Origin of the sequence: Paracoccus denitrificans, assembly GCF_900100045.1 — a bacterium.
GTDB lineage: Bacteria > Pseudomonadota > Alphaproteobacteria > Rhodobacterales > Rhodobacteraceae > Paracoccus > Paracoccus denitrificans.
In genome coordinates this window covers 15,805-42,430 of the sequence record NZ_FNEA01000002.1, presented here as the reverse complement: position 1 = coordinate 42,430, position 26,626 = coordinate 15,805, and the positions used below count along the sequence as shown (strand labels likewise).

Genomic DNA, 26,626 nt, shown 5'->3' with positions numbered 1-26,626 from the left:
GGGGCGGGGGCGCTGCCCCCACGCCGGACAGGCCCCTTGGCGGGGCCTGTCCGGCGTTCCCCCGGGGTATTTCGGCAACGGAAAGGGCGCAGGAGCGGTCAGTTGCAGAGCGCGGCCACCCATTGCGGCACCACCTCGGTCGCGGGGCCGGTGCGGCGATCGGTGAAATCGCGGCTGACGGCCGAGGCGGCCAGGTTCAGTTCGACCGTTTCGGCACCGTTGCGGCGGGCGTGCTGCGCCAGCCCCGCCGCCGGATAGACGAGGCCCGAGGTGCCGATGGCGGCGAAGAGGTCGGCCTGTTCGACCGCCTCCCATATCCGCTCCATGTGATAGGGGATCTCGCCGAACCAGACGATGTCGGGCCGTGTCTGCGGCTTGCCGCAACTGGGGCAGGGGTCCAGCGCCCGCATCACCAGCGCCGCCGGCCAGCGATGCCCGCAGCCGGCGCAGAGCGCGCCGAGCAGGCTGCCATGCATGTGGATCACCTCGGGCGAGCCGCCGCGTTCGTGCAGGTCGTCCACGTTCTGCGTGACCAGCGTCACCCGGTGATGTTCCGCAAGCCGTGCAAGCGCCCGATGCGCAAGGTTGGGCTGGGCGCGGGCGGCATCGGCGCGGCGCTGGTTGTAGAAGCGATGCACCAGTGCCGGGTCGCGCTGAAAGCCCTGGGGCGTGGCGACGTCCTCGATCCGGTGGGATTCCCACAGCCCGTCAGTGGCGCGGAACGTCCTGATCCCGCTTTCGGCCGAAATGCCGGCCCCCGTCAGCACGGTGATGCGCATGAGATCCTCAGCGCGCGCAATAGGCCTCGGCTGCTGCGGCGAAGTTCTTGTAGCGCGCCCAGAAGGCGTTGTCGGCATCGCTTTTCGACATGCGCACCTCTTGCGCCTTGTCCGCATCGCGGAAGAAGCGGGCGGCGCGGCGCTGGTCCGAACGCGACAGCGTCTGGTCGGCGACCTGCTGGATGCAGCCGCAGACCTGGCTGCTGCGCGCGGCGCGTTCCGAACGCACGCAGGCGGAATCGATCGGACCGGCGACGGCGAGCGGCGTGGTCAGCACCACCGCGGCGGCGGCGATCATCAGTCGGTTGAACATGTCTGTCTCCTCGGCTCCTGCCGCGGCAACGGGGCTGGGCACCCTCTTTCGGCCGCGCATCTTGTGGGGCAAAGCTTAGCAGAAGCCGCCCTGCGCCTCAATTGCGACAGGGCGGCATGGGCCGGCCCAAGGATGGCGGCCGGGGCGCAAGCGACCCCAAGATATGCGTTCAGGCCGGCTCGGGCGTATAGCCCGCTTCGCGAATCACCTGGGCCGCGCGGGCGGCATCCAGCCCCTCGACCGCGACGCTGCGCGAGGGCAGGTCGCAGGCGGCCCGACCGCCCGCCTCGGTTACCGCCCTTTCGATGGCGGCGGTGCAATGGCCGCAGCTCATGTCCTCGACGCGGAATTTCATCGGCCCGTCCTTTCGCCCGTTTTTCGCCTGGCCCGGGCCTTTCGCTTGCCCGGGAAGCGGCCTATGATCGCGTCGCGGCGCCGCGGGCGCAACTCCCCCTCATGAGGCTGCGACCAATGGTCACCGAAAACTTCCGTGGCGCGATCCTGATGGTCGTCTCGATGGTGCTGTTCGCCTTCGAGGACATGTTCATCAAGCTGCTGGCAGCCGAACTGCCCTATGCGCAGGTGCTGGCCCTGATCGGGCTTCTGGGCTTTCTGGCCTTCGGCGCCATGCTGAAGCTCAAGGGCGGGCGGCTGTTCACCCGCGACCTTGCCCGCCCCATCGTGCTGTTCCGCGGGTTGATGGAAGCGGTGGGCTCGATCGGCATCGTCGTGGCGCTGGCGCTGACCGAACTGTCCTCGACCTCGGCGATCATGCAGGCGCTGCCCCTGGCCATCGTGCTGGGCGCGGCGCTGTTTCTGGGCGAGCCGGTCGGCTGGCGGCGCTGGAGCGCGATCATCGTCGGCTTTCTTGGCGTGCTGCTGGTGATCCGGCCGGGGCTGGCGGGCTTCCAGCCGGTCTCGCTGATGGCGCTGATGGCGGTGGTGGGACTGGCCGCGCGCGACATCGCCACCCGCCGCGTGCCGGCCCATATCCGTTCCGACCAACTGGCCGCCTCGGCCTTCTTCGCCATCCTGATCGCCGCGGTGCTGATGGGGCTGGTGCTGGGGCAGGAATTCGTCCTGCCGAGCCTGCGGCAATGGCTGCTGTTCCTGGCCTGCATCATCGTGGGGGTCGGCGGCTATGCGCTGCTGGTCAGCGCAACCCGGCTGGGCGAGGCCTCGGCGCTCGCACCCTATCGCTATGCCCGGCTGGTCTTTGCCCTGATCCTCGCCTTTCTCGTCTTCGGTGAGCGTCCCGACGCGCCGACGCTGACCGGCGCCGCGATCATCGTCGCCTCGGGCTGCTACACCATGTGGCGCGAGGCCGCGCTGCGCCGCCGCCGGCTGCGCGAGGCCGGTTTCGTCACGGCCGCATGAACCCTCTTTCCGCAACGCCAAAGCCCTTGTATAGCCCGGCCATGACCGACCTTGACCTCATCCGCAATTTCTCGATCGTGGCCCATATCGACCACGGCAAATCCACCCTGGCCGACAGGCTGATCCAGCTGACGGGCACGGTCGCCGAACGCGACATGAAGGCCCAGCTGCTCGACAGCATGGATATCGAGCGCGAGCGGGGCATCACCATCAAGGCCAACACCGTGCGCATCGAATATCCGGCGCGCGACGGGCGGACCTATGTGCTGAACCTGATCGACACGCCCGGCCATGTGGACTTCGCCTATGAGGTCAGCCGTTCCATGCGCGCGGTCGAGGGCTCGCTGCTGGTCGTGGACGCCACCCAGGGGGTCGAGGCGCAGACGCTGGCCAATGTCTACCAGGCCATCGATGCCGGGCACGATATCGTGCCGGTGCTGAACAAGATCGACCTGCCCGCGGCCGAGCCCGACCGCGTCAAGGAACAGATCGAGGACGTGATCGGCATCGACGCCCATGACGCCATCGAGATATCGGCCAAGACCGGCCTTGGCATCCCCGACGTGCTGGAGGCCATCGTCACCCGCCTGCCGGCCCCCAAGGGCGACCGCGACGCGCCCCTGAAAGCCATGCTGGTCGATTCGTGGTATGACCCCTATCTGGGCGTCGTGGTCATGATCCGGGTCATGGACGGGGTGATCCGCAAGGGCGACCGCATCCGCATGATGCAGACCAATGCCGTCTACGGCATCGACAAGCTTGCCGTGCTGCGCCCGCAGATGCAGGATATCGCCGAACTGGGGCCGGGCGAGATCGGCGTGCTGACCGCCTCGATCAAGCAGGTGCGCGACACCCGCGTCGGCGACACCATCACGCATGAGAGAAAGGGCACCGACACCCCGCTGCCGGGCTTCAAGCCGGCGCAGCCGGTGGTGTTCTGCGGGCTGTTCCCTGTCGACGCCAACGATTTCGAGGCGCTGCGCGATGCCATCGAGAAGCTGGCGCTGAACGATGCGAGCTTCAGCTACGAGATGGAGACCTCGGCCGCGCTTGGCTTCGGCTTCCGCTGCGGCTTCCTGGGGCTTCTGCACCTGGAAGTGATCCGCGACCGGCTGGAGCGCGAATACGACCTGGACCTGATCACCACCGCGCCTTCGGTGGTGTTCCGGCTGCATATGAAGGACGGCGAGATGCGCGAGTTGCACAACCCCGCCGACATGCCCGACCTGACCTATGTCGACCATATCGAGGAGCCGCGCATCAAGGCCACGATCATGGTGCCGGACGAATATCTTGGCGACGTGCTCAAGCTCTGCCAGGACCGCCGCGGCATCCAGATGGACCTGACCTATGCCGGCAACCGGGCGATGGTGGTCTATGACCTGCCGCTGGCCGAGGTAGTCTTCGACTTCTACGACCGGCTGAAATCGGTGACCAAGGGTTATGCCAGCTTCGACTACCAGATCAGCGAGTATCGCGAGGATTATCTGGTCAAGATGTCGATCCTGGTGAACGACGAGCCGGTGGATGCGCTGTCGATCATGGTCCACCGCGACCGCGCCGAATCGCGCGGCCGGGCGATGGTCGAGAAGTTGAAGGAACTGATCCCGCGCCACATGTTCAAGATCCCGATCCAGGCCGCCATCGGCAGCCGCGTGATCGCGCGCGAGACGCTGTCGGCGATGCGCAAGGACGTGACGGCGAAATGCTATGGCGGCGACGCGACGCGCAAGAAGAAGCTGCTGGAAAAGCAGAAGGCCGGCAAGAAGAAGATGCGCCAGTTCGGCAAGGTCGAGATCCCGCAGACCGCCTTCATCCAGGCGCTGAAGATGGACGGCTAGGGGCGGCACGCAAGTCCTGGCCGCGTGAGCCTTGCTGCGAAAGCCATGGCGCGGTCTTGGCCGCGCCGCGCCGGGCCGGATTGCGTCTGCCCCTTTCCGCCGGTTCCTGGACCGGCCTGCTTCCATGCCGAAAATTCGCGCGGGCCGTGATCGCCTGGGCGGCCGGCCATCCGCCGAAAGCGCGGTGCTGTATCCCGAGCAACCCCATGGGCGCGCTCACCGTATCGCCCGGCAGGCATGTTCAGGATATTGAGCAATCCTGATTGAAAACGCCTCTTTCCTGCCTTATGACGGGCACCGTCACCCCTGCGGCCTGTGCAGCCTTCGCGGCCGGCAAGGGGGCGCGCAATTCCAGCAGGGGGACAGGATGAACTATCCGGACACGCAGCTTTTGATCGACGGCGCCTGGCGTCCCGCGCGGGACGGGCGCAGCCTGCCGGTGCTGAACCCGGCCACGGGGGCCGAGATCGGCCGCGTCGCCCGCGCCGGCATCGCCGATCTGGACGAGGCACTGGCCGCCGCCGACCGCGCCTTTGCGGAATGGAGGCGCAGCTCGCCGCTGCATCGCTCGGACCTGATGCGCAAGGCGGCGGCGCTGCTGCGCGAGCGCGCCGAAGCCATCGCCGCGCTGATGGTGGCCGAACAGGGCAAGCCGCTGGCGCAGGCGCGGATCGAGACCCTGGCCGGGGCCGAGATCATCGAATGGTTCGCCGAAGAGGCGCGCCGCACCTATGGCCAGGTCATCCCAGCGCGGCTGCCGGGCGTCACCCAGCTGACGGTCAAGGAGCCGCTGGGTCCGGTCGCCGCCTTCACGCCGTGGAATTTCCCGATCAATCAGGCGGTTCGCAAGGTTTCAGCCGCATTGGCCGCGGGTTGCACCATCATCGTCAAGGCGCCCGAGGAAACCCCGGCCTCGCCTGCAGAACTGGTCCGCTGCTTTGTCGATGCCGGCGTGCCGGCGGGGGTGGTGAACCTGGTCTATGGCGATCCGGCCGAGATTTCGTCCTACCTGATCCCGCATCCGGTGATCCGCAAGGTGTCCTTCACCGGCTCGACGGCGGTGGGCAAGCAACTGGCGGCGATGGCCGGGCTGCACATGAAGCCCGCCACCATGGAGCTGGGCGGCCATGCGCCGGTGCTGGTCTTCGAGGATGCCGATGTCGATGCGGCGGTCGCGGCCATGGCGGCCTCGAAGCTGCGCAATGCCGGGCAGGTCTGCATCTCGCCCACGCGGTTCCTGGTGCAAGAGGCGGTGGCGGATCGTTTCACCGAAGGCTTCACTGCCGCTCTGGCCGCCGCCAAGGTCGGGCCGGGAACGGACCCGGACAGCGCCATGGGGCCGCTGGCGAACGAGCGCCGCATCCCCGCCATCGAGCGGCTGATCCGCGACGCGCTGGATCGCGGCGCCCGGTTGGCGACCGGCGGCGCGCGGATCGGCAACGAGGGCTGGTTCTTTGCTCCGACCGTGCTGACCGACGTGCCCGCGGATGCGGCGGTGATGAACGAAGAGCCCTTTGGCCCCATCGCCGTGGTCAACCGTTTCCGCAGCGACGACGAAGCCTTTGCCGAGGCGAACCGGCTGCCCTATGGCCTGGCCAGCTATGCCTGGACGGGCAGTTCGGCCCGCGTGCAGCGATTGCAGGACGAAATCCAGGCCGGGATGCTGACGATCAACCATATCGGCCTGTCGCTGCCCGAACTGCCCTTTGGCGGCATCGGCGATTCCGGCATGGGGACCGAGGGCGGGTCCGAGGCGATCGGCGCCTATCTGCAAACCCGCCTGGTCACCCGCAAGGGCTAAAGATCAGGGGCTAGAGATAGGGCGGGGTGCAGGCGCTGACGACCACCGCCTCGCGATCCGAGACATTGCGAAAGCGATGCGGCTGGGTCGAGGCGAACAGATAGCTGTCCCCCGCCTTCAGCACCCGGGTCTGGTCGGCCACGGTCAGCTCGATCTCGCCGGCGACGACGATGCCGCCCTCGCTGCCGTGATGGGCCAGCATGGTCTCGCCGGTATCGGCGCCCGGCTCATAGCGTTCGTGCAGGATCTGCAGGTTGTGCAGCCGCGCATCGCCGACCTGGCGCAGGGTCATGCGGCCGACCGGCCCCTGCGCCGCGGAATAAAGCCGCGAGGTCAGGTCGCGCAGTTCGGCCGGGGTAAAGAAGGGCTGCGGGCTTTGCGGCAGGTCCGGCTCGAAGAACTCGGACATGGTGACGCCCAGCCCGCCAAGGATCTTGCGCAGCGAGGCGACCGAGGGGCTGGAGCGCCCGGTCTCGATCATCGAGACCTGGCCATGCGGCACGCCCGAAGCCTCGGCCAGCTGCCGCTGCGACATGTTTGCCGCGCTGCGCAGCTCTTTCAGCCGCGCGCCCACGTCGAAATCGCTCATCCTTGCCCCGATGCCGTTTTGCGAGAGGGTATCAGGGCCGGGGATTGCGCGCCAGTTCCGCATCCTGTCGCAGATCGAAGAAAATCATTGCTCAATATATTGAGCATGATGTAATCCGATTCCATCAGCATGGAGGTCTGGATATGGAATCGAAGCACTTGATCGAGCGGCGCAAGGCGGCGGTGGCGCGGGGCGTCGGCACGCGGGACATCTATGCCGTCCGGGCCGAGAATGCCGAGCTTTGGACCGCGGACGGCCGGCGGATGCTGGATTTCGCCGCCGGCATCGCGGTGAACAATACCGGCCATCGCCATCCGGCGGTGATCGAGGCGGTGCAGCGCCAGATGCGGGACTTCACCCATACCTGCTTCCATGTCGCGCCCTACGAAGCCTATGTCGCGCTGGCCGAGCGGCTGAACGCGCTGACCCCGGGAGATTTCGCGAAAAAGACCATGTTCGCCACCACCGGCGCCGAGGCGGTCGAGAATGCGGTGAAGATGGCGCGGGCCTTTACCGGACGTTCGGGCGTGATCGCCTTCAACGGTGCCTTCCATGGCCGCACGCTTCTGGGCATGGCGCTGACCGGCAAGGTCGCGCCCTACAAGGCCGGCTTCGGCGCCATGCCGCCCGAGATCCATCACGCCATCTTCCCGAACGCCATGGCCGGCGTATCCGTCGCGCAGGCCGTCGCGCATCTGGAAACGCTGCTGGCCTCGTCGATCGACCCCCGGCGCGTGGCGGCGATCATCGTCGAGCCGGTCCAGGGCGAGGGCGGCTTCAACGTTGCGCCGCCCGAGTTCCTGGCCGCGCTGCGCCGGATCTGCGACACGCATGGCATCGTGCTGATCGGCGACGAGATCCAGGCCGGGATGGCCCGCACCGGCCGCATGTTCGGCTTCCAGCATTCCGGCGTGGCGCCCGACCTGGTGACCATGGCCAAGGGGCTTGCCGGGGGCTTTCCGCTGTCGGCAGTGACCGGACGGGCCGAGATCGTGGACGCGCCCGCCCCGGGCGGTCTGGGCGGCACCTATGCCGGCAACCCGCTGGCCATCGCCGCCGCGCTGGCCGTGCTGGAGGTGATCGAGGACGAAGACCTTTGCGCCCGCGCCGAGGAAATCGGCTCGGCCATCCGCTCGCGCCTGCAGAAGCTGGCCGAACGGTTCCCGGCCATCGGCGATGTGCGCGGCCTTGGTGCAATGAACGCCTTTGAACTGGTGCAGGCCGGCGACCGCAGCCAGCCCGACGCGCAACTGACCGCCGCCATCGTGGCCGAGGCCGAGGCGCGCGGGCTGATCCTGCTGTCCTGCGGCACGCGCTACAACGTGATCCGCCTGCTGCCGCCGCTGACCATCCCCGACGAGCAATTGTCCGAGGCGCTGGCGATCCTGGAAGCGGCCATCGAGGCGGCGCTGGTCCCGGCCTGAAAGCGGACGGCCCCGGCCGCCCGCTATCCCATGCCGTCCCGTGCCATGCGGTCGGCGATCCAGTCGCGAAAGGCGGCCAGCGGCTTCAGCCCGGCCTTGCGCTCCGGCCAGGCCAGCCAATAGGCGCCGCTGCCCGGCACGCCCTGGCGCAGCACCGGCGCCAGCCGGCCCTCGGCGATCTCGACCCGGGCCAGGTAATCGGGCAGGAGCGCGATCCCCAGTCCCGAAATCGCCGCCTGGATCATCATCGAGAACTGGTCCATCATCATCCCGTCCAGAGGCGCGGGCGGCTCGGCGCCCTGTCCCCGGAACCATGCCTGCCAGGCATCGGGGCGGGTCGGCAACTGCAACAGCACCATCCCGGCCAGATCGGCGGGCGTTGCCACCGGGTTTCGTGCCAGCAGATCGGGTGCGGCGCAGGCGGTGAGGCGTTCATCGAACAGTTTCAGATGCTCGGCCCCCGGCCAGTCGTCCCGGCCGTAGAAGATCATCGCGTCAAAGGGCTCCTCATCGAAGCTGAAGCGGCGAAAGCGCGTGGTCAGGTTGATCGACACGCCCGGATGCCCTGACAGGAAATCCGGCAGCCGCGGCGCCAGCCAGCGCGTGGCAAAGGTCGGCAGAACCGCCAGATCCAGTGAGCCTCCATCCGGGTTGGCGATCAGCGACATGCTGCCGCGCTGGATCAGGTCCAGCGCGGCGGAAATATCGCGGAAATACCGCTCGGCCGCCTCGGTCGGGGTCAGGCGCTTCTTGTGGCGGATGAACAGTTCCTGCCCCAGTTGCGCCTCCAGGCTTTGCAGCAGCCGGCTGACCGTGCTTTGCGTCAGCCCCAGGTCCTGCGCCGCGCCGGTGACCGAGCCGGTACGCATCACCGCGTCGAAGGCCAGCAGCAGGCTGAGGTTCGGAAGAAAGCGCCTTTGCCGCAAGAACATTCACCCCGTGCATGAAGTAATGAGGATTATCCATTTTCCGGCCCGGTTTGAAAGCGGTAATGAATGATCCGACAAGCATCAGCGCATGAGGCATGACGTGACGACGAAATCGCACAAGGGCAGCCCTTTCTCGTGGTCCGACCCGTTCCTGCTGGAGGATCAGCTGACCGAGGAAGAGCGGATGATCCGCGACAGTGCCGCGGCCTTCGCCGCCGACCGGCTGGCGCCGCGCGTCGAGGCCGCCTATCTGAACGAGGAGACCGATCCCGAGATATTCCGCGAGATGGGCGCCTCGGGCCTTCTGGGCGTCACCGTGGACGAGGCCTATGGCGGCGTCGGCGCCTCTTACGTCGCCTATGGGCTGGTCGCGCGCGAGATCGAGCGCATCGATTCGGGCTATCGCTCGATGGCTTCGGTGCAAAGCTCGCTGGTGATGTTTCCCATCGAGGCCTATGGCAGCGAGGCGCAGAAGCAGAAATACCTGCCGAAACTGGCCTCGGGCGAGTTCATCGGCTGCTTCGGCCTGACCGAGCCGGATGCGGGCTCCGACCCCGCCGGCATGCGCACCGTGGCCCGCAAGACCGGGGGCGGCTATGTGTTGAACGGGTCCAAGATGTGGATCTCGAACGCGCCCATCGCCGATGTCTTCGTGGTCTGGGCCAAGTCCGAGGCGCATGGCGGCAAGGTGCGCGGCTTCGTGCTGGACAAGGGCACGCCCGGCCTTTCAGCGCCCAAGATCAAGGGCAAGCTGAGCCTGCGCGCCTCGATCACCGGCGAGATCGTGATGGAGAATGTCGAGGTCGGCGAGGACGCGCTGCTCCCGAACATCGAGGGCATGGGCGGTCCCTTCGGCTGCCTGAACCGCGCGCGCTACGGCATCAGCTGGGGCGCGATGGGCGCGGCCGAGGATTGCTGGTTCCGTGCCCGGCAATACGGGCTGGATCGTCACCAGTTCAACCGCCCGTTGGCCGCGACGCAGCTTTACCAGAAAAAGCTGGCCGACATGCAGACCGAGATCGCGCTGGGGCTGCAAGCCAGCCTGCGGGTCGGGCGGCTGTTCGACGAGGGCAAGTTCGCGCCCGAGATGATTTCCATCGTCAAGCGCAACAATTGCGGCAAGGCGCTGGAGATCGCGCGCCAGGCCCGCGACATGCATGGCGGCAACGGCATCCAGATCGGCTATCACGTCATGCGGCACGCGCAGAACCTGGAAACGGTGAACACCTATGAGGGCACGCATGACGTGCATGCGCTGATCCTTGGCAGGGCGCAGACCGGCATCCAGGCGTTTGCGTGATGGATCAGCCGGCATTGCAGGGGCTGCGCGTCGTCGAACTGGCGCGCATCCTGGCCGGGCCGTGGATCGGCCAGACGCTGGCCGATCTGGGCGCCGAGGTCATCAAGGTCGAGGCGCCCGAGGGCGACGACACCCGCCGCTGGGGCCCGCCCTTCATCGAGCGGCCGCGCGCCGACGGGACGACCGAACGGGTCGCGGCCTATTTCCACGCCGCCAATCGCGGCAAGCGCTCGGTGACTTGCGACTTCAACGATCCCGCTGATCTGGAGCGCCTGCGGGCGCTGATCGACCAGGCCGACGTGGTGATCGAGAATTTCAAGCTGGGCGGATTGCGCAAGTTCGGGCTGGACTACCAGACGCTTTCGGCACGCAATCCGCGGCTGGTCTATGCCTCGATCACCGGCTTCGGGCAGGACGGGCCGCGGGCGGCGCAGCCGGGCTATGATTTCCTGATCCAGGGCATGTCGGGCATCATGGACCTGACCGGCGATCCGCAGGGCGAGCCGCAGAAGGTCGGCGTGGCCTGGATCGACATCTTCACCGGGCTTTACGGGGTGATCGCCGTGCAGGCGGCGCTGGCCGAGCGGGCGCGGTCGGGCCTGGGCCAGCATCTGGACCTGTCGCTGCTGGATTGCGGGGTGGCGGTGCTGGCCAACCAGGCGACGAACTACCTGCTGGGCGGCGCGGTGCCGCACCGGCTGGGCAATGCGCATCCCAACATCGTGCCCTATCAGCTGTTCCCGGCCTCGGACGGGCATCTGATCGTCGCCTGCGGGAATGACCGTCAGTTTGCAGCGCTGTGTCGAGTGCTGGAACTGCCCACACTGGCGGATGACCCGGACTTTGCCACCAACCCCGCGCGGGTGGCGAACCGTGCGCGGCTGGTGCCGCTCTTGGCCGAAGCCACGCGCCGTTTCGCCCGCTCTGCGCTGATCGCCGCGCTGGAAGGGGCGGGTGTCCCCGCCGGCCCGGTCAACGACGTGGCCGAGGCCCTGGCCGAGCCGCAGGTCCAGGCCCGCGCCCTGCGCATCGCGCCCGAGGGCATCGCCGGGCTGCGCAGCCCGTTGCGCTTTTCGCGCAGCCCGCTGGTGACCGAACGCGCGGCCCCGGCGCTTGGCGATGGCGAATGGCGCTTTGAGGGCTGAGCCCTAGCCCTGCCGCCCCGCGCGGCAGGCGGCGCGATAGCTGCTGGGGCTCTGGCCGAACATGGCCCGGAACAGCCGCGAGAACTGCGCCTGGTCGCCGAAGCCGAAGCGATAGGCGATGGCGGCCAGCGACAGGTCGCCCGGCATCTGCAACATGTCCCGTGCCGCCTTCAGCCGCGCCTCGCGGATGAATTGCGCGACCGTGGCGTCGGTATCGCCGAACAGGTCGTGCAGATACCGTTTCGAGATGCCGCAGGCCGCGGCCACCGTCCCGGGCGATAGCTCGGGATCGGTCAGGTTGCGCAAGATCGCGTCCTGCGCGCGCTTCAGATGCGCGGCGCGGACCACCGTGGCCGCGCCGCCGTCGGTTTCCGCCTGGTGGTCCAGCGCCAGCGCCAGCAGCTCGATCAGGTGCCGGCCCAGCACATCGGCGGCCCCCTCCGCATCGGACAGGGCATGGGCGCGGCGCACCGTCTCGGCGAACAAACCGCCCAAGCCGTCGCGCCCGTCGAAGACGGTGGCGCAAAGCCGGTCCGGCTGGCGCAGCCTTTCGGCCAGCGCGCCACGGGCGATCTTCATCACCAGAAGGTCGTTGCGTGCCTGATAGGCGAAGCGATAGGGCTCGTCGCCGCGCTCGATGATGAAGCCACCGGGGGCGCAGGTGATGTCGCGGCCCAACTGGCGGAACAGCACCGGCGCGAGGCTGGGGATGGTGACCAGGTATTCCTCGGCCTCGCCCTGCCGGATCAGGCCGGGCACCCGCTCATAGCGCGCCGGTTCGGTGCGCAGCCGCGACAGCGACACCGGCCCGGCGCTGCGCCGCTCCAGCCGGCCCTGGAAGGTGGCAGGGTCGCGATAGCTCAGGTGCAGCGGGAAATAGGTATCCGCGATGATGGCCGACCAATGCGCCGCGCGTTCGGGCGGTGCGGCCGCGGCGGTGCTGTAGCTTTCCAGGGTCATGATGCGCCTCCCCGCATCGGTTCCGCGATTCGTAGCGTGCCCGGAGCAATCGGGCAAAAGAAAACTCGCGCGCGGGGCAGGCGGCTGCGCCGCGGGGCAAATCCTGCCGCGCGGATCGGCAAGGCTGCACGGAATGACAAGTTTATCCGCACCCGCCGTCAAGACCGCGGGCCGGCCGCGCCGCACCATGGCCTGACCGAAAAGATGCCGCGCCAGACGGCACGCCGCAGGGAGAAGACCATGAACCAGCCGTTGCCCGGCTGCCCTGCTGCGCGCGCCCACGCGGCCCAAGACAGGGAAAAGCCATGACCAGACCAAAACCCGACCCCATCACGCTTTCGGTGGTGCGCGGCGTGTTGGAGACCACGCAGCGCGAGATGACGCTGACGCTGGAACAGACCGCCCGCAGCTCGGTCTTCAACCTCGCGCATGATTATTCGACCGCGCTCTTCAACCACACGCCCGAGATGATCCTGCAAGGCCAGGACATTCCGATCCACCTCGGCAGCCTGATCCCGGCGATGAAATCGGTCGCGAACTTCTTTCAGGGCGACATCCACGAGGGCGACCTGATCCTGCACAACGACCCGGCCTATGGCGGCAGCCATATCATCGACACCTGCATGTATTACCCGGTCTTCTACCAGGGCGAGCTGGTGTTCTGGACCGTCTGCAAGGGCCACCTGACCGATGTCGGCGGCCCGGTCCCGGCGGGCTACAACCCCAACGCGACCGAGATCTATGCCGAGGGGCTGCGCATCCCGCCCGTCAAGCTGTGGGATCGCGGCAAGCCGCGCCACGACGTGATGAACCTGCTGCTGACCAACATGCGCGCGCGCCGCGACCAGGAGGGCGACTTCAATGCCCTGATCGGCGCTTGCCAGGTCGGCGCCCGCAACCTGGTCCGGCTGATGGACAAATACGGCAAGCAGGTGGTGCAGGACTGCATCGCCGAACTGCTGGACATGGCCGAGGCGCATATGCGCAAGCTCATCGCGCAGGTGCCCGACGGCACCTATACCGGCACGGCGGTGCTCGAGGATGCGGGCCACGGCTTCGGCGACATGGACATCACCGCCACGGTGACGATCCAGGGGGACGGCTGCCACATCGCCATCAGCTCGCCGCCGCAGGTGCCCTATTTCATCAACAGCTACGAAGGCAACAGCCATTCCGGCGTCTACCTGGGCCTGATGATGTTCGCGCAATTGCCGCCGCCCTATAACGAGGGGCTCTATCGCTGCGTGACCACCGACATGGGTCCGCGCGGCACGCTCTGCAACGCGAAATCCCCCGCGCCGCACATGAACTGCACCACCACGCCGATGGAGACGCTGACCGACGCGGTGCGGCTGGCCTTCGAGCAGGCGGCGCCGGCCAAGGTCTCGGCCAGCTGGGGCCATGCCAACGGCTGCAACATCGCCGGCTGGGACAAGCGCCATGACGAGGAATATGTGACCATGGTGCTGGCCTCGATCATCTCGGGGGCGGGGGCCACGGCCAGCCAGGACGGCTGGCACGCCTGCGGGCCGGAATGCTGCTTCGGCGCGCTGACTTCGGGCGATATCGAGATGCTGGAACACAGCTATCCGATCATCATCCACCGCTATTCGCTGATGCAGGATTCGGGCGGCGCCGGCCAGTTCCGCGGCGGCTCGGGCACCTGCTGGGAGGTCGAGCCGCTGGACAGCCCGATGACGCTGGTCACCTTCGGCGAGGGGCGCCGCATCCCGGCCATGGGTGCGGCCGGCGCCCGCTCGGCGCTGATCCCGCCCAAGGTCGGCCGGCTCGAGGTGACGCGCAATGGCGAGACGCAGGTCATCACCGAAAACGTCATCGAGACCATCCAGCCCGGCGAACGCGCCGCGAACCGCAATCCCGGCGGCGGCGGCTACGGCAACCCCTATGCCCGCCCGGTCGAGAAGGTGGTCGAGGATGTCAGGAACGGCCTCGTCAGCCTGGAGGGCGCGCGGCTGGATTACGGCGTCGTCATCGCCGATGCCGCGACGCTTGCCGTCGATCACGCCGCCACCGCCGCCCTGCGCGCCGCGTAAGCCCTTCTCCGTTTTCCAAATACTCCGCGGGGGTCCGGGGGCGCGAAGCCCCCGGCGCCGGGCCCGCCGGAGGCAGCCAAAGATGGAACCCGCCATGAAACACCAATATCGCCTTGGCATCGACGCCGGCGGCACCTTCACCGACTTCATCCTCGCCGACCGCGAGGGCGCCCTGCGCATCTTCAAGGCGCTCTCGACCCCGCAGGACCCGACGCTGGCCATCAGGAACGGCCTTGCGCTGATCGAGGAAGAGACGGGCATCACCCCGCGCGATCTGGTCTCGAACGCCGATCTCTGCATCAACGGCACCACGGTGGGGCTGAACGCGCTGATCACCCATACCGGCGCCAAGACCGGCCTGATCGCCACCAGGGGGCACGAGGACAGCATCGAGATCCGTCTCGGCCACAAGGAGGACGGCTATCGCTACGACCCGGACTATCCGCCCGCGACCATGCTGGTGCCGCGCCATCTGCGGTGCGGGGTCGGCGAAAGGGTGATCTCGACCGGCGCCGTCCACACCCCGCTGAACGAGGAGGAGGTGCGCGAAGCCTGCCGGCATTTCCTGCGCGAGGGCGTCGAATCGGTCGCGATCAGCTTCGTCTGGTCGGTCCTGCACCCCGATCACGAGCTGCGCGCCGCCCAGATCGTGCGCGAGATGATGCCGGATGTGCGCCTGACCGTCGGCAGCCAGCTCTATCCGCAGGTGCGCGAATACACCCGCACCTCGACCGCCATCGTGAATGCCTATCTGGCGCCGATCCTGTCGCGCTACGTGCAGGCGGTGGACGGCTATTTCCAAAGCCTCGGCGCGCGCCAGCCGGTGCGCTATTTCCAGTCGAACGGCGGGCTGGCGCTGGGGTCGGTGGTCTCGGACCAGTCGGTCTATGCGATCAATTCCGGCCCCGCCTCGGCGCCCAGGGCGGCGCTTTATCTGGGCGAGCCCTACGGCCTTGAGGACATCATCACGGTCGACATGGGCGGCACCAGCTTCGACATCACCCTGACCCGCGAGGGCCAGGCCAACGTGTCGAAGAACATCGACTTCCTGCGCTATCGCATCGGCATCCCGATGATCCAGGTGGAAACCCTGGGCGCGGGCGGCGGCTCGATCGGCTGGATCGACTCGATGGGGCTGATGCAGATGGGGCCGCAATCGGCGGGCTCGGAACCCGGCCCGGCCTGCTACGGCAAGGGCGGCGAGCGGCCGACGACGACCGACGCGAACCTGGTGCTGGGCTACCTGAACCCCGAGGGCCTGGTCGGCGGCCGCCTGCCGCTCGGCGTGGAAAAGGCGCGCGAGGCGATCCGCAAGCACCTGGCCGAGCCCCTGGGCATCAGCGTCGAGACGGCGGCCTACGGCATGTTCACCATCGTCAACAACAACATGGTGAACGCGATCCGCCGCGTCTCGGTCGAGCGCGGCTACGATCCGCGCGACTTCGTGCTGAACTGCGCCGGTGGCGCCACGGGCGCGCATATCACCGCGCTGGCGCGCGAGATGGGCATCGGCAAGGTGCTGGTCTCCAAGCTCGCGTCGGGGCTTTGCGCCTTCGGTCAGATCATCTCGGACGTGAAATACAACTACATGGCCCCCATCGCCGCGCGGCTGGAAGGGGCCGAGGCGGCCAGGCGGCTGGACGAGACATTCGCCCGGCTGGAGGACAGGGGCCGCGCCGACCTGATGGCCGACGATTTCGCCCCCGACCGGATCGGCATTCGCCGCAGCCTCGACATGCGCTATGTCGGGCAAGTGCATGAATGCACGGTCAGCGTCGATCCCTTCGCCATCGACGAGGCGGCGCTGGAACGCCTCAAGGCCGCCTTCCACGCCCGCCACGAAGAGCTTTACACCTATGCCGAGCCGCACAGCCCGGTCGAGGTGGTGAACGTGGAAAGCGCCATCTCGGGCGCGGTCGAGCGTCCGGCGCGGATGCGGATCGCGTCGGGGCACGGCGCGCATGCGGCGCTGTCGGGCACGCGCGAGATGATCTTCGACGCCTCGGGCCGCAAGCACGAAACCCCGGTCTATGACGGCGCGAAGCTGGGCGCGGGCGACGTCGTCACCGGCCCGGCGGTCATCCAGGAAGTGACGACCACCATCGTCATCGAGCCGGGCTGGGTCGCCGAACTGGACGGCAACGGCGTCTATGTCGTGACCGTGGCAAGCGGCGCGGCCGGGACGCAAGGACAGGCCAAGGTGCTGGCCGAGGCCTGACATGGGCCTGACATGGGCCTGACGGAGGCCGGGCGGGGCCGCGCAAGGCCCCGCCCATCCGTATCCAATCACAAGAACCAAACAGGGAGCTTCAGCCATGGCTGGATCTTTGGACAATTCGGAAGAACTGGAATTTTCGGACCGGCCGGTGCCGCGCGACCAGCGTATGGGCCGGCTGCCCCTGACGATGGCCTGGTGGTCGGTCTGCTCGGCCATGTTCTATCTGGTCATCGCCGCATCGCTGGCGCTGGCCTATGGCGCGCGAAACGCCATTATCGGGCTGGTGCTGTCGGTCGTCGCCTATGCGGCGGTGAATGCGGTGCTGGTGCGGCACGCGATCCGCACCGGGCTCAGCGTCTCGCTGTTCTCGCGCATCCTTCTGGGGCGCAGCGGGGCGGCGGTGGCGACGCTGATCTTCTTTGCCACCGCGATCTATTACGCGGTATTCGAGGGCTCGGTGATCGCCGTCGCCCTGCGGGAATATGCCGGCATCTCCTATCCGCTGGCGGCGCTGGTGGTGGCGGTCTATTCGGTGGCGCTGATCTTTGGCTCGATCCAGAACTGGCTGGACAAGTTCAACGGCGTGCTTCTGCCCTTCTACCTGCTGGGGCTGGTTGCCGCGGTGGTGCTGGCGGTGGCGGAATACGGCTATTCGGACGCATGGCTGAACCTTGGGCCGCAGGGCGGCGCGCCCGCCGGCGGCTGGTGGGACTGCTTCGTCGCCTATATGGGCGTCTGGATCCTGATGATGTTCACCTATGACTATGCCCGCTTCGGCCGGCCCGAGGATGCGCGTTTCCATGCCACCATCAACTTCGGCGCGCCCTTCTATGCCGTGGCTTTCCTGCTCAACGGCCTTGTCGGCATCTTCCTGGCCGCCAGCCTGCCGACCGAGGGCGCGGTCTCGGAGGTCTCGGTCGTCTTCGCGCTGGTGCAACTGATGGGCGTGGCCGGGCTCGCCTTCGTCTGGATCTCGCAGACCCGGATCAACACCGCGAACTATTACCTCGCCGCGGTGAACATGGAGAGCTTTGCCGAAACAGTCTTTCGCCTGCACCTGCCGAAATGGGTCTGGGCCTGCGTGGTCGGCGCCATCGCCTATGCGCTGATGCTGGCCGATGTCTTTGCCTATATCCTGCAGGCGTTGGCCTATCAGGGCATCTTCGTCGTGGCCTGGGTCGGCATCGCGCTGGTCCATATCGCGACGGATCGCGGTGCCGGCGACACCGACCTGGCGGATGCGCGCGCGGTCAATCCGGCGGGGCTGGGGGCATGGCTTCTGGCCTCGGGCGCGGGGCTGGCGCTGCATTTCGCGGGCGGCACGGCGGCCTCGCTGTCGGCGCCGGCGACCTTCCTGGTCGCGGCGGCCGCCTATGCGGCGCTGGCCGGCCGGGCGACGGCGCGCCGGGCGCTGTCCTGACCCCGACGCAAGGCCGGTTGCGCGCAGCCGGCCTTGCTGTCAGATTCCGCCCCAGGGGGATAGCAGGGGACGGAGCCATGCCGTGGATGCACGGGCCCAGATGCGGATAGAGCCGGCCTTGCGCAAGCCGGCGGCCGGCCGCTGGCCGCTGGTGCTGTGCCTTGCCTGCGCGGCCGCCATCCTCTGGCTGGGGGCGCAGCTTGCCTATCAGCATTACTTCCGCGAGGGCCATGCCCGCGCCGCGACCGCGCTGCGGCTGACGGTGAACGCGCTGACCGCCGATCTGGCGCGCTACGAGGTGGTGCCGCAACTGGTCGGCGACCTGGACCTGATCCACCAGCTTGCCGCCGACCCCGGCAATGCCGCCTTGCGGCAGGAGACCAACCTGTGGCTGGCCGAGCAGAACGAGGCGGTGCAGGCATCCGACATCTATCTGATCCTGCCCGACGGCGAGACCATCGCCCATTCCGGCTACCTTGGTCCCTCCAGCTTCGTCGGGCAGAACTTCAGCTATCGGCCCTATGTCATCGACGCCATGGCGGGCGGGCAGGGGCGGTTCTACGGCATCGGCACCACCTCCGGCGTGCGGGGCTATTTCTTCTCGGCTCCGGTGCAGGACGATGCCGGCCGCATCACCGCCGTCGTCGCGGTCAAGATCGGCGTGGACCGGATCGAGGCCTCCTGGCGCGGCAACCAGTATCGCGTGCTGGTGACCGACCCCGAAGGCACGGCCTTCCTGTCGTCCGAGCCAAGCTGGCTTTACCACAGCATCCGGCCGCTGACGCCGGAACGGCTGGCGCGCACCGAATCCTCGCGCCGCTATGCCGGCACGCCCCTGGCCGAATTGCCGATCGAGCGGCTGGACCTGCACGGCGCCCCGGTCTTTCGCCTGCCGCCCGCGCTTGCAGGGGGTCCCCAGCGCAGCCACGACTATATCGCCGCCTCCGAGGACATGCCGGGCGCGGGCTGGACGGTGCATGTGCTGCTGGACAGCGCCGAGCTGCGGGCCGAGGCGCGGCTGGCGGTGCTGAGCCTCGCGCTGCTCTTGTCGGTCGCGGGCTTCGGGCTGATGATGTGGCGCCAGCGCCGCGCGCAGGCGGCCGAGCGGCTGGCCATGCAGCAATTCGCCACCGCCGAGCTGGAGCGCCGCGTGGTCGAGCGCACCGCCGATCTGGCGCGGGTGAACGACCAGCTCGAACTGGAGATTGCCGAGCGCCGCGCCACCGAGGCCGAGCTGCGCGCCGCGCAGGCCAGCCTGGTGCAGGTCGGCAAGCTGGCGGCGCTGGGGCAGATGTCGGCCTCGCTTTCGCACGAGATCAACCAGCCGCTGGCGGCGGCGCGCAACTATGCCGACAGCGCCGCCATCCTGATCGAGCGTGGCGAACACGCCCGCGCGCGCGAGAACATCGCCCAGATCCTGTTGCTGGTGGACCGGATGGCCGCCATCGGCAAGCATCTGCGCCACGCGGCAAGAAAGCCCGACGATGTGCTGGGCGCGGTGGCGCTGGCCGGGCTGCTGGACGAAACCCGCACCATCGTCGCCGCCCGCCTGGCCAGCAGCGGCGCCGAGTTGGAGCTGGACGTGCCCGCCGACCTGCCGCCGCTGCGGGCGGGGCCGACGCGTTTGCAGCAGGTGCTGGTGAACCTGATCACCAATGCCGTCGATGCGGTCGAGGGCGGCGCGGATCGCCGCATCACGCTTTCGGCGCGGGCCGAGGGCGGGCGCGTCGCCATCCGGGTCCGCGACCGCGGGCCGGGCGTGCCGGCGGCCATCGCGGCGCGCATCTTCGATCCGTTCTTCACCACCAAGGGCATGGGGGCTGGGCTGGGCCTGGGCCTGTCGATCACCGCCAATATCGTGCGCGATTTCGGCGGCGAGATCGCCTGCCGCAACATGCGGCCCGGCGCCGAATTCTGCGTGGTCCTGCCCGCCGCCGCCGGCGCCGAGGCCGCCGAGACTGCCGCATGACCCCGCGCGTGCTTCTGGTCGAGGATGACGAGCAGATGCGCAGCTCGACCGCGCAGGCGCTGGAACTGGCGGGGTTCACCGTCGAGGCGCTGGCCTCGGGCGAGGAGGCATTGGCGCTGGCCGGTTCGGGCTTTGCCGGCGCGGTGGTCAGCGACATCCGCATGCCGGGCATGGACGGGATGACGCTGCTGGGCCGGCTGCACGAGGTCGATCCCGAGATCCCGGTGATTCTGGTCACCGGCCATGCCGAGGTGCCGCTGGCGGTCGAGGCGATCCGGGGCGGCGCCTATGACTTCATCGAGAAGCCCTTCGTGGTGCAGGAACTGGCCACGGTGATCCGCCGCGCCATCGACCATCGCGGGCTGGTGCTGGAAAACCGCCGGCTGCGCGCCGTCGCGGGCAAGCGCGACGATGTCGAGGCCCGGCTGCCCGGCCGCACCCAGGTCATGGTGGACCTGCGCTATCGGTTGCGCGCCATCGGCGCCTCTGATGCCGATGCGCTGGTGATCGGCCCGACCGGCGCCGGGAAAGAGGTGGTGGCGCGCACGCTGCACGACATTTCGGCCCGTGCCGGCCGGCCCTTCATCGCCATCAACTGCGCTGCCCTGCCCGAGGCGCTGATCGAAAGCGAGCTGTTCGGCCATGAGCCGGGGGCCTTTCCCGGTGCGCTGCGGCCGCGATACGGCAAGTTCGAACATGCGCGCGGCGGCACGGTGCTGCTGGACGAGATCGGCTCGATGCCCCTGGAATTGCAGGCCAAGCTGCTGCGGGTGCTGCAGGAACGCACGATCACCCGGCTCGGCTCGAACGACCCGGTGCCGCTGGACGTGCGCTTCATCGCCGTCAGCAAGGTCGATCTGGAGGAACTGGTCGCGCAGGGCCTTTTCCGCGAGGACCTGCTGTGGCGGCTGAACGTCGCCGTGCTGCATGTCCCGCCGCTTTCGGCGCGGCGCGAGGACATCCCGCTGCTGTTCCTGCAATTGCTGCGCGAGGCCGCCGCCCGCCACAACCTGCCCGAGCGCGAGGCGCCCGCCGCCTTCCTGTCGGGCCTTGCGGCCAAGGAATGGCCGGGCAATGTGCGCGAGCTGCGCAACCTGGCCGAGCGTTTCGTGCTGGGACTGGAAGGCGCCGAGCTTGGCCCCGAACAGGGTGCGCGCCTGGCCGAGCGCGTGGCCGAGTTCGAGCGCAGCCTGATCGCCGGAGCCATCGCCGCCCATGGCGGCAAGCTGCGCCCGGTCTATGAGACGCTGGGTATTTCGCGCAAGACTCTCTACGAGAAGATGCAGAAATACGGCCTCGACCGCCGCCTGATCCTGGATGCGGCCGAGGACGATGCCGGCTGAGCAGGCAGATGGGTGGAAATCCACCCATCATTCATGCGGCATGTTACCTTTCCCACCCATTTTTGGCATCCTTGCGCAACTTGCGCCTTTGGCCCCGCGTTTTTGATTTGTGCCGCGGCGGCTTGCCGCCGCACCATTCCGCGGAGGCGGCGTCGAGGAGGACGCAGGCCAAAGCATATTTTGGGGGAGGGGATATGGCTTACCCGAAGCTTCTGGGCGCGCTTTGCGCCACGACATTGCTGGTCGCGCCGGCTTTCGCGCAGGACTGGCCGCAGCGCCAGATCACCATGGTGGTGCCTTTCGCGGCCGGCGGGCCGACCGATACGGTGGCGCGCATGGTGGCCGAGCGCATGTCGGCCGACCTGGGCCACCAGATCATCGTCGAGAATATCGGCGGCGCCGGCGGCACGCTGGGCGCCGGCAACGTCGCCAAGGCCGATCCGGACGGCTATACGGTGCTGCTGCACCATATCGGCATGGCGACCTCGGCCACGCTTTACCGCAACCTGGCCTATGACACGCTGAATGCCTTCGACTATGTGGGCCTGGTGACCGAGGTGCCGATGGTCGTCGTCGCCCGCAAGGATTTCGAGCCCAACGACTTCACGGCGTTCATCTCCTACGTCAAGGACAACGCGGACAACCTGACGCTGGCCAATGCGGGCATCGGCTCGGCCTCGCATCTGTGCGGCATGATGCTGATGTCGGCGCTCGAGGCGCCGCTGGTGACGGTCCCCTACAAGGGCACCGGCCCGGCGATGACCGACCTGCTGGGCGGGCAGACCGACATCATGTGCGACCAGACCACCAACACCACGCAGCAGATCAAGGGCGGCACGATCAAGGCCTATGCCGTGACCACGCCTGAGCGGCTGGAGCTGTTCCCCGACCTGCCCACGGCGATGGAAAGCGGGCTGGACGGCTTCGACGTGTCGATCTGGCACGGCATCTATACGCCCAAGGGAACGCCGGCCGAGGTGAACGAGCGGCTGTCGAAATCCCTGCAATCCGCGCTGGCGGACGAGGGGGTCGTGAAGGCCATGGCCGACCTGGGCACCGCGCCTTCGCCGGCCGAGGATGCCACGCCCGCCGCGCTGCAAGCCAAGCTTGAGGCCGAGATCGCCCGCTGGCAGCCGGTGATCGAGGCCGCGGGCGTCTACGCCGACTGAACCGGCGCCCCGCCGCCCGCAATGCGCGGCGGGGCTTGCTGCAAGCAGGGGGAAACACATGTCCACGAAACCCAAGGACGGGACCGACATCGCGGCCGGGCTGCTGCTGATGGCGGCGGCGGGATTTTTCGGCTGGCAGACGACGGGGCTGGAGATCGGCACCTCGCTGCGCATGGGGCCCGGCTATTTTCCGATGGTGCTGTCGGGGATCCTGTTCCTGTTGGGGCTGATCGTCTTTCTGCGCGCCTTCGGCCGCGAGGACGACGAGCCCTTCGGCAAGGTCGCATGGCGCGGCATCCTGTTCATCCTGCCGGCGCCGATCTTCTTCGGCCTGACGGTGCGCGGGCTCGGCTTCGTGCCGGCGCTGTTTCTGACCACGCTGATCGCCTCGCAGGCCTCGATGCGGATGCGGCCCCTGGCGGCGCTGATCCTGGCGGTGACGGTGACCATCCTGTCGACGCTGATCTTCAGCTATGGCCTTGGCCTGCCCTTCCGGCGCTTCGGGCCCTGGGTCCAGTTCTAGAAAGGGGGCGTCATGGAACTGCTCAGCAATCTCGCGCTTGGCTTCTCGGTCGCCTCGTCGCTGGCGAACCTGCTCTTCTGCCTGATCGGCGTGCTTCTGGGCACGCTGATCGGGGTGCTGCCGGGGATCGGCGCCACGGCGACCATCGCCATGCTCTTGCCGATCACCTTCCAGCTCGAGCCGGTCAGCTCGCTCATCATGCTGGCGGGGATCTATTACGGCGCGCAATACGGCGGCTCGACCACCGCGATCCTGATCAACATGCCGGGCGAAAGCTCGTCCGCCGTCACCGCCATCGACGGCTACCAGATGGCGCGCAAGGGCCGCGCGGGCACGGCGCTGGCCACGGCGGCGCTGGGGTCGTTCTTTGCCGGCACCGTCGCGACCTTCCTGGTCGCGATCTTTGCCCCGCCCCTGACCGCGGTGGCGCTGAAATTCGGCGCGGCCGAGTATTTCAGCCTGATGGTCATGGGCCTGGTCATGTCGGTGGCGCTGGCGCATGGCTCGGTCCTCAAGGCGCTGGCCATGGTGGTGCTGGGCCTGCTTCTGGGCATCGTCGGCACCGACATCTATACCGGCGCGCCGCGTTTCACCCTGGGCATCACCCAATATGCCGACGGGCTGAACTTCGTCGCCGTCGCCGTGGGCGTCTTCGGCATCGCCGAGATCCTGCGCAACCTCGAGGACGAGCACGACCGCGAGGTGATGACCAAGAACATCAGCCGCCTGTTCCCCAACCGCGAGGAATTCAGGCAGATGATCGGCCCGGTCCTGCGCGGCACCGGGGTCGGCTCGGTCCTGGGCATCCTGCCGGGCGGGGGCGCGATCCTGGCCAGCTTTGCCTCGTACACGATCGAGAAGAAGGTCTCTGCCCGGCCGCAGGACTTCGGCAAGGGTGCGCTGGCCGGCGTCGCCGGCCCGGAAAGCGCCAACAATGCCGGGGCGCAGACCTCGTTCATCCCGCTGCTGACGCTGGGCATCCCGGCGAACCCGGTCATGGCGCTGATGATCGGCGCGATGATCATCCAGGGCATCGTGCCGGGGCCGAATGTGGTCAGCGAACAGCCGGCGCTGTTCTGGGGCATCATCGCCAGCATGTGGATCGGCAACCTGATGCTGGTGATCCTGAACCTGCCGCTGATCGGGCTGTGGGTCAGGCTGCTGACGGTGCCTTACTATGTGCTGTTCCCGATCATCATGGCGATGTGCTCGATCGGGGTCTATTCGGTGGCCTCGAACACCTATGACCTCTATGCCGTCGCCTTCTTCGGGCTGCTGGGCTATGTCATGTCCAAGCTGCGCTGCGAGCCGGCGCCCCTGCTGCTGGGCTTTGTCCTGGGCCCGCTGCTGGAAGAGAACCTGCGCCGGGCGATGATCCTGTCGCGGGGCGATCCCATGACCTTCCTGACCCGCCCGATCAGCGCCACCCTGCTTTTGATGTCGCTGGCCGTGCTGGTGCTGGTCTTCCTGCCGCAGATCCGCAAGCGCCGGGACGAGGTCTTTACCGAAAGCGATGCGTAAGACATTCAACAGAGAGGAAACCATGACAGCATCCATCACCCGCCGCCTGCTGCTGGGCGCCGCCATGGCGCTTGGCCTCGCAGGTGCCGCCGCCGCCGAATACCCCGAGCGTCCGATCACCCTGGTGATCCCCTTTGCCGCCGGCGGCTCGACCGACGTGGTCGGCCGCATCGTCGCCGACCGCATGAGCCAGGAACTGGGCCAGCAGGTCATCGTGCAGAACGTCGGCGGCGCCGGCGGCAGCCTGGGCGCGGCCCAGGTCGCCAAGGCCGACCCGGACGGCTATACGATCCTGATGGCGACCGTCGCCACCCATGCGCTGAACCCGCTGATCCTGAAGCAGAAACCCTATGATCCGGTCGAGGATTTCGCGCCGGTCTCGCTTCTGGTGCTGGTGCCGAACGTGCTGGCTGTGAACCCGGAACTGCCGGTCAACACCGTGCAGGAGCTGATCGACCTGTCCAAGTCCGAGCCGCTGGCCTATGCCTCGTCCGGCAACGGCACGCCGCTGCACCTGTCGGGCGAGCTGTTCAAGGCCATGGCCGGGATCGACCTGACCCATATCCCCTACAAGGGCTCGGGGCCGGCGCTGACCGACGTGCTGGGCAACCAGGTGCCGATCATCTTCGACAACCTGCCCTCGGCCTCGGGCCATATCGCCTCGGGCAAACTGCGGGCGCTTGGCGTGACCACGGCGGAGCGCGCGCCCAGCTTCCCCGACGTTCCGGCCATCGCCGAGACCCTGCCGGGATACGAGACCTATACCTGGAACGCGCTTTTCGCCCCGGCAGGCACGCCGCCCGAGGCCATCGAGGCGCTGAACAAGGCCGCGCTGACCGCCATGGCCGACCCGGCGGTGGCCGACCGGATGAAGGAGTTTTCCGCCACCGTCGTCGCCTCGACGCCCGAGGAACTGGCCGAGCACGTCAAGGCCGAGATGGCGAAATGGGAGCCGGTGGTGCGCGACGCAAACGTCAGCCTGGACTGACGCGCTATCGAAAGGCCGGGCCTCGTCCCGGCCTTTTCCTTGCCGGCCAGTCCTCTCTAGCCCTCTGCGGCCGGGGTGGATTTCGTCCCGGCCGCGCGCGTGCCGGCCCCGCCGCCGTTCAGCCGGCGCAGCGACAGGTCCAGCCGCGCCTCGGCCTCGCGGATCTCGCGGCTGGCCTGGCGCAGGTAGCCGATATGTTCGCCCGCCGCCTGCCGCGCGGCTTGCGCATCGCGGGCAAGGATCGCCTCGGCGATGGCGCGGTGCTGCTGGCGCAGCAACTCGCGGATGGCCGGCACGGCGAACAGCCGGCTGCGGTTCTGGATCACGTCCGAACGCAAGACCCCCGCCAGAGCCTGCATGATCTGGAGCAGGGTCATGTTGTGGCTGGCCTCATAGATCAGCAGGTGCAATTCGGTATCCGCCTCGGCCTCCTCGCCGGTATCGGCGCGGGCATGGGCGCGGTCCATGCGGCCAAGGCAATCGCGGATGCGCGCCAGTTCCACCTCGGTCGCGCGCTGCGCGGCCAAAGCCGCGGCCGCGCTTTCGACGATGCCGCGGAACTCAAGGTAATCGTCCGCCGCCTCGGCATGGCGCACCAGCATGGCGATCAACGGGTCGGTGATCGCCGCCTTGCCCAGGGCCGCCACCCGGCTGCCGCGCCCGCCGGCGCTGGTCAGAAGCCCGCGTTCCTCCAGGATCTTCAACCCGTCGCGCAGGGTCGAGCGCGAGACATTCAGCCGCTCGGCCAGCTCGCGCTCGGGCAAGAGCCGTTCGTCGGGGCGCAGCGAGCCCTCCAGGATCAGCGATTCGAGATGCTGGGCCACGGCCTCGGCGGCGCGTTCGGATTTCACGGATGCGTTGGTCATGGGCGCTCATGCGGTTGTCGGATCCCTGCCATGTAAGCACAGGACGGGCGTGTCGGTCCAGAAAAATACCGATTGACTAATGTGGTCTGAAAATTAT

At 68.1% G+C, this 26,626-nt stretch carries 22 protein-coding genes; 15 read left to right on the top strand and 7 right to left on the bottom strand.

Going from position 1 to position 26,626, the window contains the following annotated elements; genetic code table 11:
• Positions 1-98 precede the first annotated feature (98 nt).
• The 3 genes from BLT64_RS01470 to BLT64_RS01460 form a co-directional block, all read right to left on the bottom strand.
• The gene (locus BLT64_RS01470) at positions 99-779 is read right to left on the bottom strand and encodes an NAD-dependent deacylase (RefSeq protein ID WP_011750646.1); all 681 of its coding nucleotides are present in this window, start codon (positions 777-779) and stop codon (positions 99-101) included.
• Positions 780-786: 7 nt separating this feature from the next.
• Positions 787-1,092 carry a hypothetical protein gene (locus tag BLT64_RS01465; protein ID WP_041530480.1) on the bottom strand — a complete coding sequence of 102 codons (306 nt, stop codon included), beginning with the start codon at positions 1,090-1,092 and terminating at the stop codon, positions 787-789.
• Positions 1,093-1,261: 169 nt separating this feature from the next.
• Positions 1,262-1,447, bottom strand: coding sequence for a heavy-metal-associated domain-containing protein (locus tag BLT64_RS01460; RefSeq protein ID WP_041530479.1), 186 nt, complete (start codon positions 1,445-1,447; stop codon positions 1,262-1,264).
• Between the two features lie 116 nt (positions 1,448-1,563).
• Between BLT64_RS01460 and BLT64_RS01455 the strand changes: the two genes are divergently transcribed.
• The 3 genes from BLT64_RS01455 (at position 1,564) to BLT64_RS01445 (ending at position 6,111) form a co-directional block, all read left to right on the top strand.
• Positions 1,564-2,469 (top strand): DMT family transporter, encoded by a 906-nt coding sequence (locus BLT64_RS01455; RefSeq protein WP_041530478.1) that lies wholly within the window; start codon positions 1,564-1,566, stop codon positions 2,467-2,469.
• Between the two features lie 41 nt (positions 2,470-2,510).
• Positions 2,511-4,310 (top strand): translation elongation factor 4, encoded by a 1,800-nt coding sequence (lepA, locus tag BLT64_RS01450; RefSeq protein WP_041530477.1) that lies wholly within the window; start codon positions 2,511-2,513, stop codon positions 4,308-4,310.
• 367 nt (positions 4,311-4,677) lie between these two features.
• Positions 4,678-6,111: an NAD-dependent succinate-semialdehyde dehydrogenase gene (locus BLT64_RS01445; protein ID WP_011750642.1), complete on the top strand. Its 1,434-nt coding sequence runs from the start codon at positions 4,678-4,680 to the stop codon at positions 6,109-6,111.
• 10 nt (positions 6,112-6,121) lie between these two features.
• On the opposite strand, the gene BLT64_RS01440 is transcribed toward BLT64_RS01445, so the two are convergent.
• Positions 6,122-6,700 (bottom strand): cupin domain-containing protein, encoded by a 579-nt coding sequence (locus tag BLT64_RS01440; protein ID WP_041530683.1) that lies wholly within the window; start codon positions 6,698-6,700, stop codon positions 6,122-6,124.
• A gap of 143 nt (positions 6,701-6,843) precedes the next feature.
• On the opposite strand from BLT64_RS01440, the gene gabT reads away from it, so the two are divergent.
• Entirely contained in the window at positions 6,844-8,124 is a 1,281-nt protein-coding gene (gene gabT / locus BLT64_RS01435; RefSeq protein WP_011750640.1) for a 4-aminobutyrate--2-oxoglutarate transaminase, read from the top strand.
• 23 nt (positions 8,125-8,147) lie between these two features.
• On the opposite strand, the gene BLT64_RS01430 is transcribed toward gabT, so the two are convergent.
• Positions 8,148-9,056, bottom strand: a complete 909-nt coding sequence (locus BLT64_RS01430) for a LysR family transcriptional regulator (RefSeq protein WP_198140532.1) — start codon at positions 9,054-9,056, stop codon at positions 8,148-8,150.
• Positions 9,057-9,141: 85 nt separating this feature from the next.
• Between BLT64_RS01430 and BLT64_RS01425 the strand changes: the two genes are divergently transcribed.
• Entirely contained in the window at positions 9,142-10,353 is a 1,212-nt protein-coding gene (locus tag BLT64_RS01425) for an acyl-CoA dehydrogenase (RefSeq protein ID WP_011750638.1), read from the top strand.
• Positions 10,353-11,498: a CaiB/BaiF CoA transferase family protein gene (locus BLT64_RS01420; RefSeq protein WP_011750637.1), complete on the top strand. Its 1,146-nt coding sequence runs from the start codon at positions 10,353-10,355 to the stop codon at positions 11,496-11,498. The genes BLT64_RS01425 and BLT64_RS01420 overlap by 1 nt, the downstream gene beginning before the upstream one ends.
• A 3-nt stretch (positions 11,499-11,501) precedes the next feature.
• On the opposite strand, the gene BLT64_RS01415 is transcribed toward BLT64_RS01420, so the two are convergent.
• Positions 11,502-12,458 carry an AraC-like ligand-binding domain-containing protein gene (locus BLT64_RS01415; protein ID WP_011750636.1) on the bottom strand — a complete coding sequence of 319 codons (957 nt, stop codon included), beginning with the start codon at positions 12,456-12,458 and terminating at the stop codon, positions 11,502-11,504.
• Between the two features lie 305 nt (positions 12,459-12,763).
• On the opposite strand from BLT64_RS01415, the gene capB reads away from it, so the two are divergent.
• From capB to BLT64_RS01370, 9 genes are all read left to right on the top strand, one after another.
• Positions 12,764-14,512, top strand: a complete 1,749-nt coding sequence (capB, locus tag BLT64_RS01410) for a caprolactamase subunit beta (RefSeq protein WP_011750635.1) — start codon at positions 12,764-12,766, stop codon at positions 14,510-14,512.
• 94 nt (positions 14,513-14,606) lie between these two features.
• Positions 14,607-16,730 carry a caprolactamase subunit alpha gene (gene capA / locus BLT64_RS01405; protein ID WP_049792433.1) on the top strand — a complete coding sequence of 708 codons (2,124 nt, stop codon included), beginning with the start codon at positions 14,607-14,609 and terminating at the stop codon, positions 16,728-16,730.
• Between the two features lie 97 nt (positions 16,731-16,827).
• Complete coding sequence (locus BLT64_RS01400) at positions 16,828-18,150, top strand: purine-cytosine permease family protein (RefSeq protein ID WP_011750633.1); 1,323 nt, start codon at positions 16,828-16,830, stop codon at positions 18,148-18,150.
• Positions 18,151-18,232: 82 nt separating this feature from the next.
• Entirely contained in the window at positions 18,233-20,119 is a 1,887-nt protein-coding gene (locus BLT64_RS01395; RefSeq protein ID WP_232290586.1) for a sensor histidine kinase, read from the top strand.
• A complete protein-coding gene (locus tag BLT64_RS01390; RefSeq protein ID WP_011750631.1) occupies positions 20,116-21,462 on the top strand; it encodes a sigma-54-dependent transcriptional regulator in 1,347 nt (448 codons plus the stop codon). Before BLT64_RS01395 ends, BLT64_RS01390 begins: the two co-directional genes overlap by 4 nt.
• A 194-nt stretch (positions 21,463-21,656) precedes the next feature.
• Entirely contained in the window at positions 21,657-22,631 is a 975-nt protein-coding gene (locus BLT64_RS01385) for a tripartite tricarboxylate transporter substrate-binding protein (RefSeq protein ID WP_011750630.1), read from the top strand.
• Positions 22,632-22,689: 58 nt separating this feature from the next.
• Positions 22,690-23,154 carry a tripartite tricarboxylate transporter TctB family protein gene (locus BLT64_RS01380; protein WP_011750629.1) on the top strand — a complete coding sequence of 155 codons (465 nt, stop codon included), beginning with the start codon at positions 22,690-22,692 and terminating at the stop codon, positions 23,152-23,154.
• Between the two features lie 12 nt (positions 23,155-23,166).
• Positions 23,167-24,675: a tripartite tricarboxylate transporter permease gene (locus BLT64_RS01375; RefSeq protein WP_011750628.1), complete on the top strand. Its 1,509-nt coding sequence runs from the start codon at positions 23,167-23,169 to the stop codon at positions 24,673-24,675.
• A gap of 22 nt (positions 24,676-24,697) precedes the next feature.
• A complete protein-coding gene (locus BLT64_RS01370; RefSeq protein WP_011750627.1) occupies positions 24,698-25,663 on the top strand; it encodes a Bug family tripartite tricarboxylate transporter substrate binding protein in 966 nt (321 codons plus the stop codon).
• 56 nt (positions 25,664-25,719) lie between these two features.
• Here BLT64_RS01370 and BLT64_RS01365 read toward each other — a convergent pair whose 3' ends face one another.
• The gene (locus tag BLT64_RS01365; protein ID WP_011750626.1) at positions 25,720-26,529 is read right to left on the bottom strand and encodes a FadR/GntR family transcriptional regulator; all 810 of its coding nucleotides are present in this window, start codon (positions 26,527-26,529) and stop codon (positions 25,720-25,722) included.
• Positions 26,530-26,626 lie beyond the last annotated feature (97 nt).

Excerpts from the sequence above, each read along its gene's own strand:
- BLT64_RS01470 (WP_011750646.1), bottom strand. The coding sequence starts at position 779 with ATGCGCATCACCGTGCTGACGGGGGCCGGCATTTCGGCCGAAAGCGGG.
- BLT64_RS01465 (WP_041530480.1), bottom strand. The coding sequence starts at position 1,092 with ATGTTCAACCGACTGATGATCGCCGCCGCCGCGGTGGTGCTGACCACG.
- BLT64_RS01460 (WP_041530479.1), bottom strand. The coding sequence starts at position 1,447 with ATGAAATTCCGCGTCGAGGACATGAGCTGCGGCCATTGCACCGCCGCC.
- BLT64_RS01455 (WP_041530478.1), top strand. The coding sequence starts at position 1,564 with ATGGTCACCGAAAACTTCCGTGGCGCGATCCTGATGGTCGTCTCGATG.
- lepA (WP_041530477.1), top strand. The coding sequence starts at position 2,511 with ATGACCGACCTTGACCTCATCCGCAATTTCTCGATCGTGGCCCATATC.
- BLT64_RS01445 (WP_011750642.1), top strand. The coding sequence starts at position 4,678 with ATGAACTATCCGGACACGCAGCTTTTGATCGACGGCGCCTGGCGTCCC.
- BLT64_RS01440 (WP_041530683.1), bottom strand. The coding sequence starts at position 6,700 with ATGAGCGATTTCGACGTGGGCGCGCGGCTGAAAGAGCTGCGCAGCGCG.
- gabT (WP_011750640.1), top strand. The coding sequence starts at position 6,844 with ATGGAATCGAAGCACTTGATCGAGCGGCGCAAGGCGGCGGTGGCGCGG.
- BLT64_RS01430 (WP_198140532.1), bottom strand. The coding sequence starts at position 9,056 with ATGTTCTTGCGGCAAAGGCGCTTTCTTCCGAACCTCAGCCTGCTGCTG.
- BLT64_RS01425 (WP_011750638.1), top strand. The coding sequence starts at position 9,142 with ATGAGGCATGACGTGACGACGAAATCGCACAAGGGCAGCCCTTTCTCG.
- BLT64_RS01420 (WP_011750637.1), top strand. The coding sequence starts at position 10,353 with ATGGATCAGCCGGCATTGCAGGGGCTGCGCGTCGTCGAACTGGCGCGC.
- BLT64_RS01415 (WP_011750636.1), bottom strand. The coding sequence starts at position 12,458 with ATGACCCTGGAAAGCTACAGCACCGCCGCGGCCGCACCGCCCGAACGC.
- capB (WP_011750635.1), top strand. The coding sequence starts at position 12,764 with ATGACCAGACCAAAACCCGACCCCATCACGCTTTCGGTGGTGCGCGGC.
- capA (WP_049792433.1), top strand. The coding sequence starts at position 14,607 with ATGAAACACCAATATCGCCTTGGCATCGACGCCGGCGGCACCTTCACC.
- BLT64_RS01400 (WP_011750633.1), top strand. The coding sequence starts at position 16,828 with ATGGCTGGATCTTTGGACAATTCGGAAGAACTGGAATTTTCGGACCGG.
- BLT64_RS01390 (WP_011750631.1), top strand. The coding sequence starts at position 20,116 with ATGACCCCGCGCGTGCTTCTGGTCGAGGATGACGAGCAGATGCGCAGC.
- BLT64_RS01385 (WP_011750630.1), top strand. The coding sequence starts at position 21,657 with ATGGCTTACCCGAAGCTTCTGGGCGCGCTTTGCGCCACGACATTGCTG.
- BLT64_RS01380 (WP_011750629.1), top strand. The coding sequence starts at position 22,690 with ATGTCCACGAAACCCAAGGACGGGACCGACATCGCGGCCGGGCTGCTG.
- BLT64_RS01375 (WP_011750628.1), top strand. The coding sequence starts at position 23,167 with ATGGAACTGCTCAGCAATCTCGCGCTTGGCTTCTCGGTCGCCTCGTCG.
- BLT64_RS01370 (WP_011750627.1), top strand. The coding sequence starts at position 24,698 with ATGACAGCATCCATCACCCGCCGCCTGCTGCTGGGCGCCGCCATGGCG.
- BLT64_RS01365 (WP_011750626.1), bottom strand. The coding sequence starts at position 26,529 with ATGACCAACGCATCCGTGAAATCCGAACGCGCCGCCGAGGCCGTGGCC.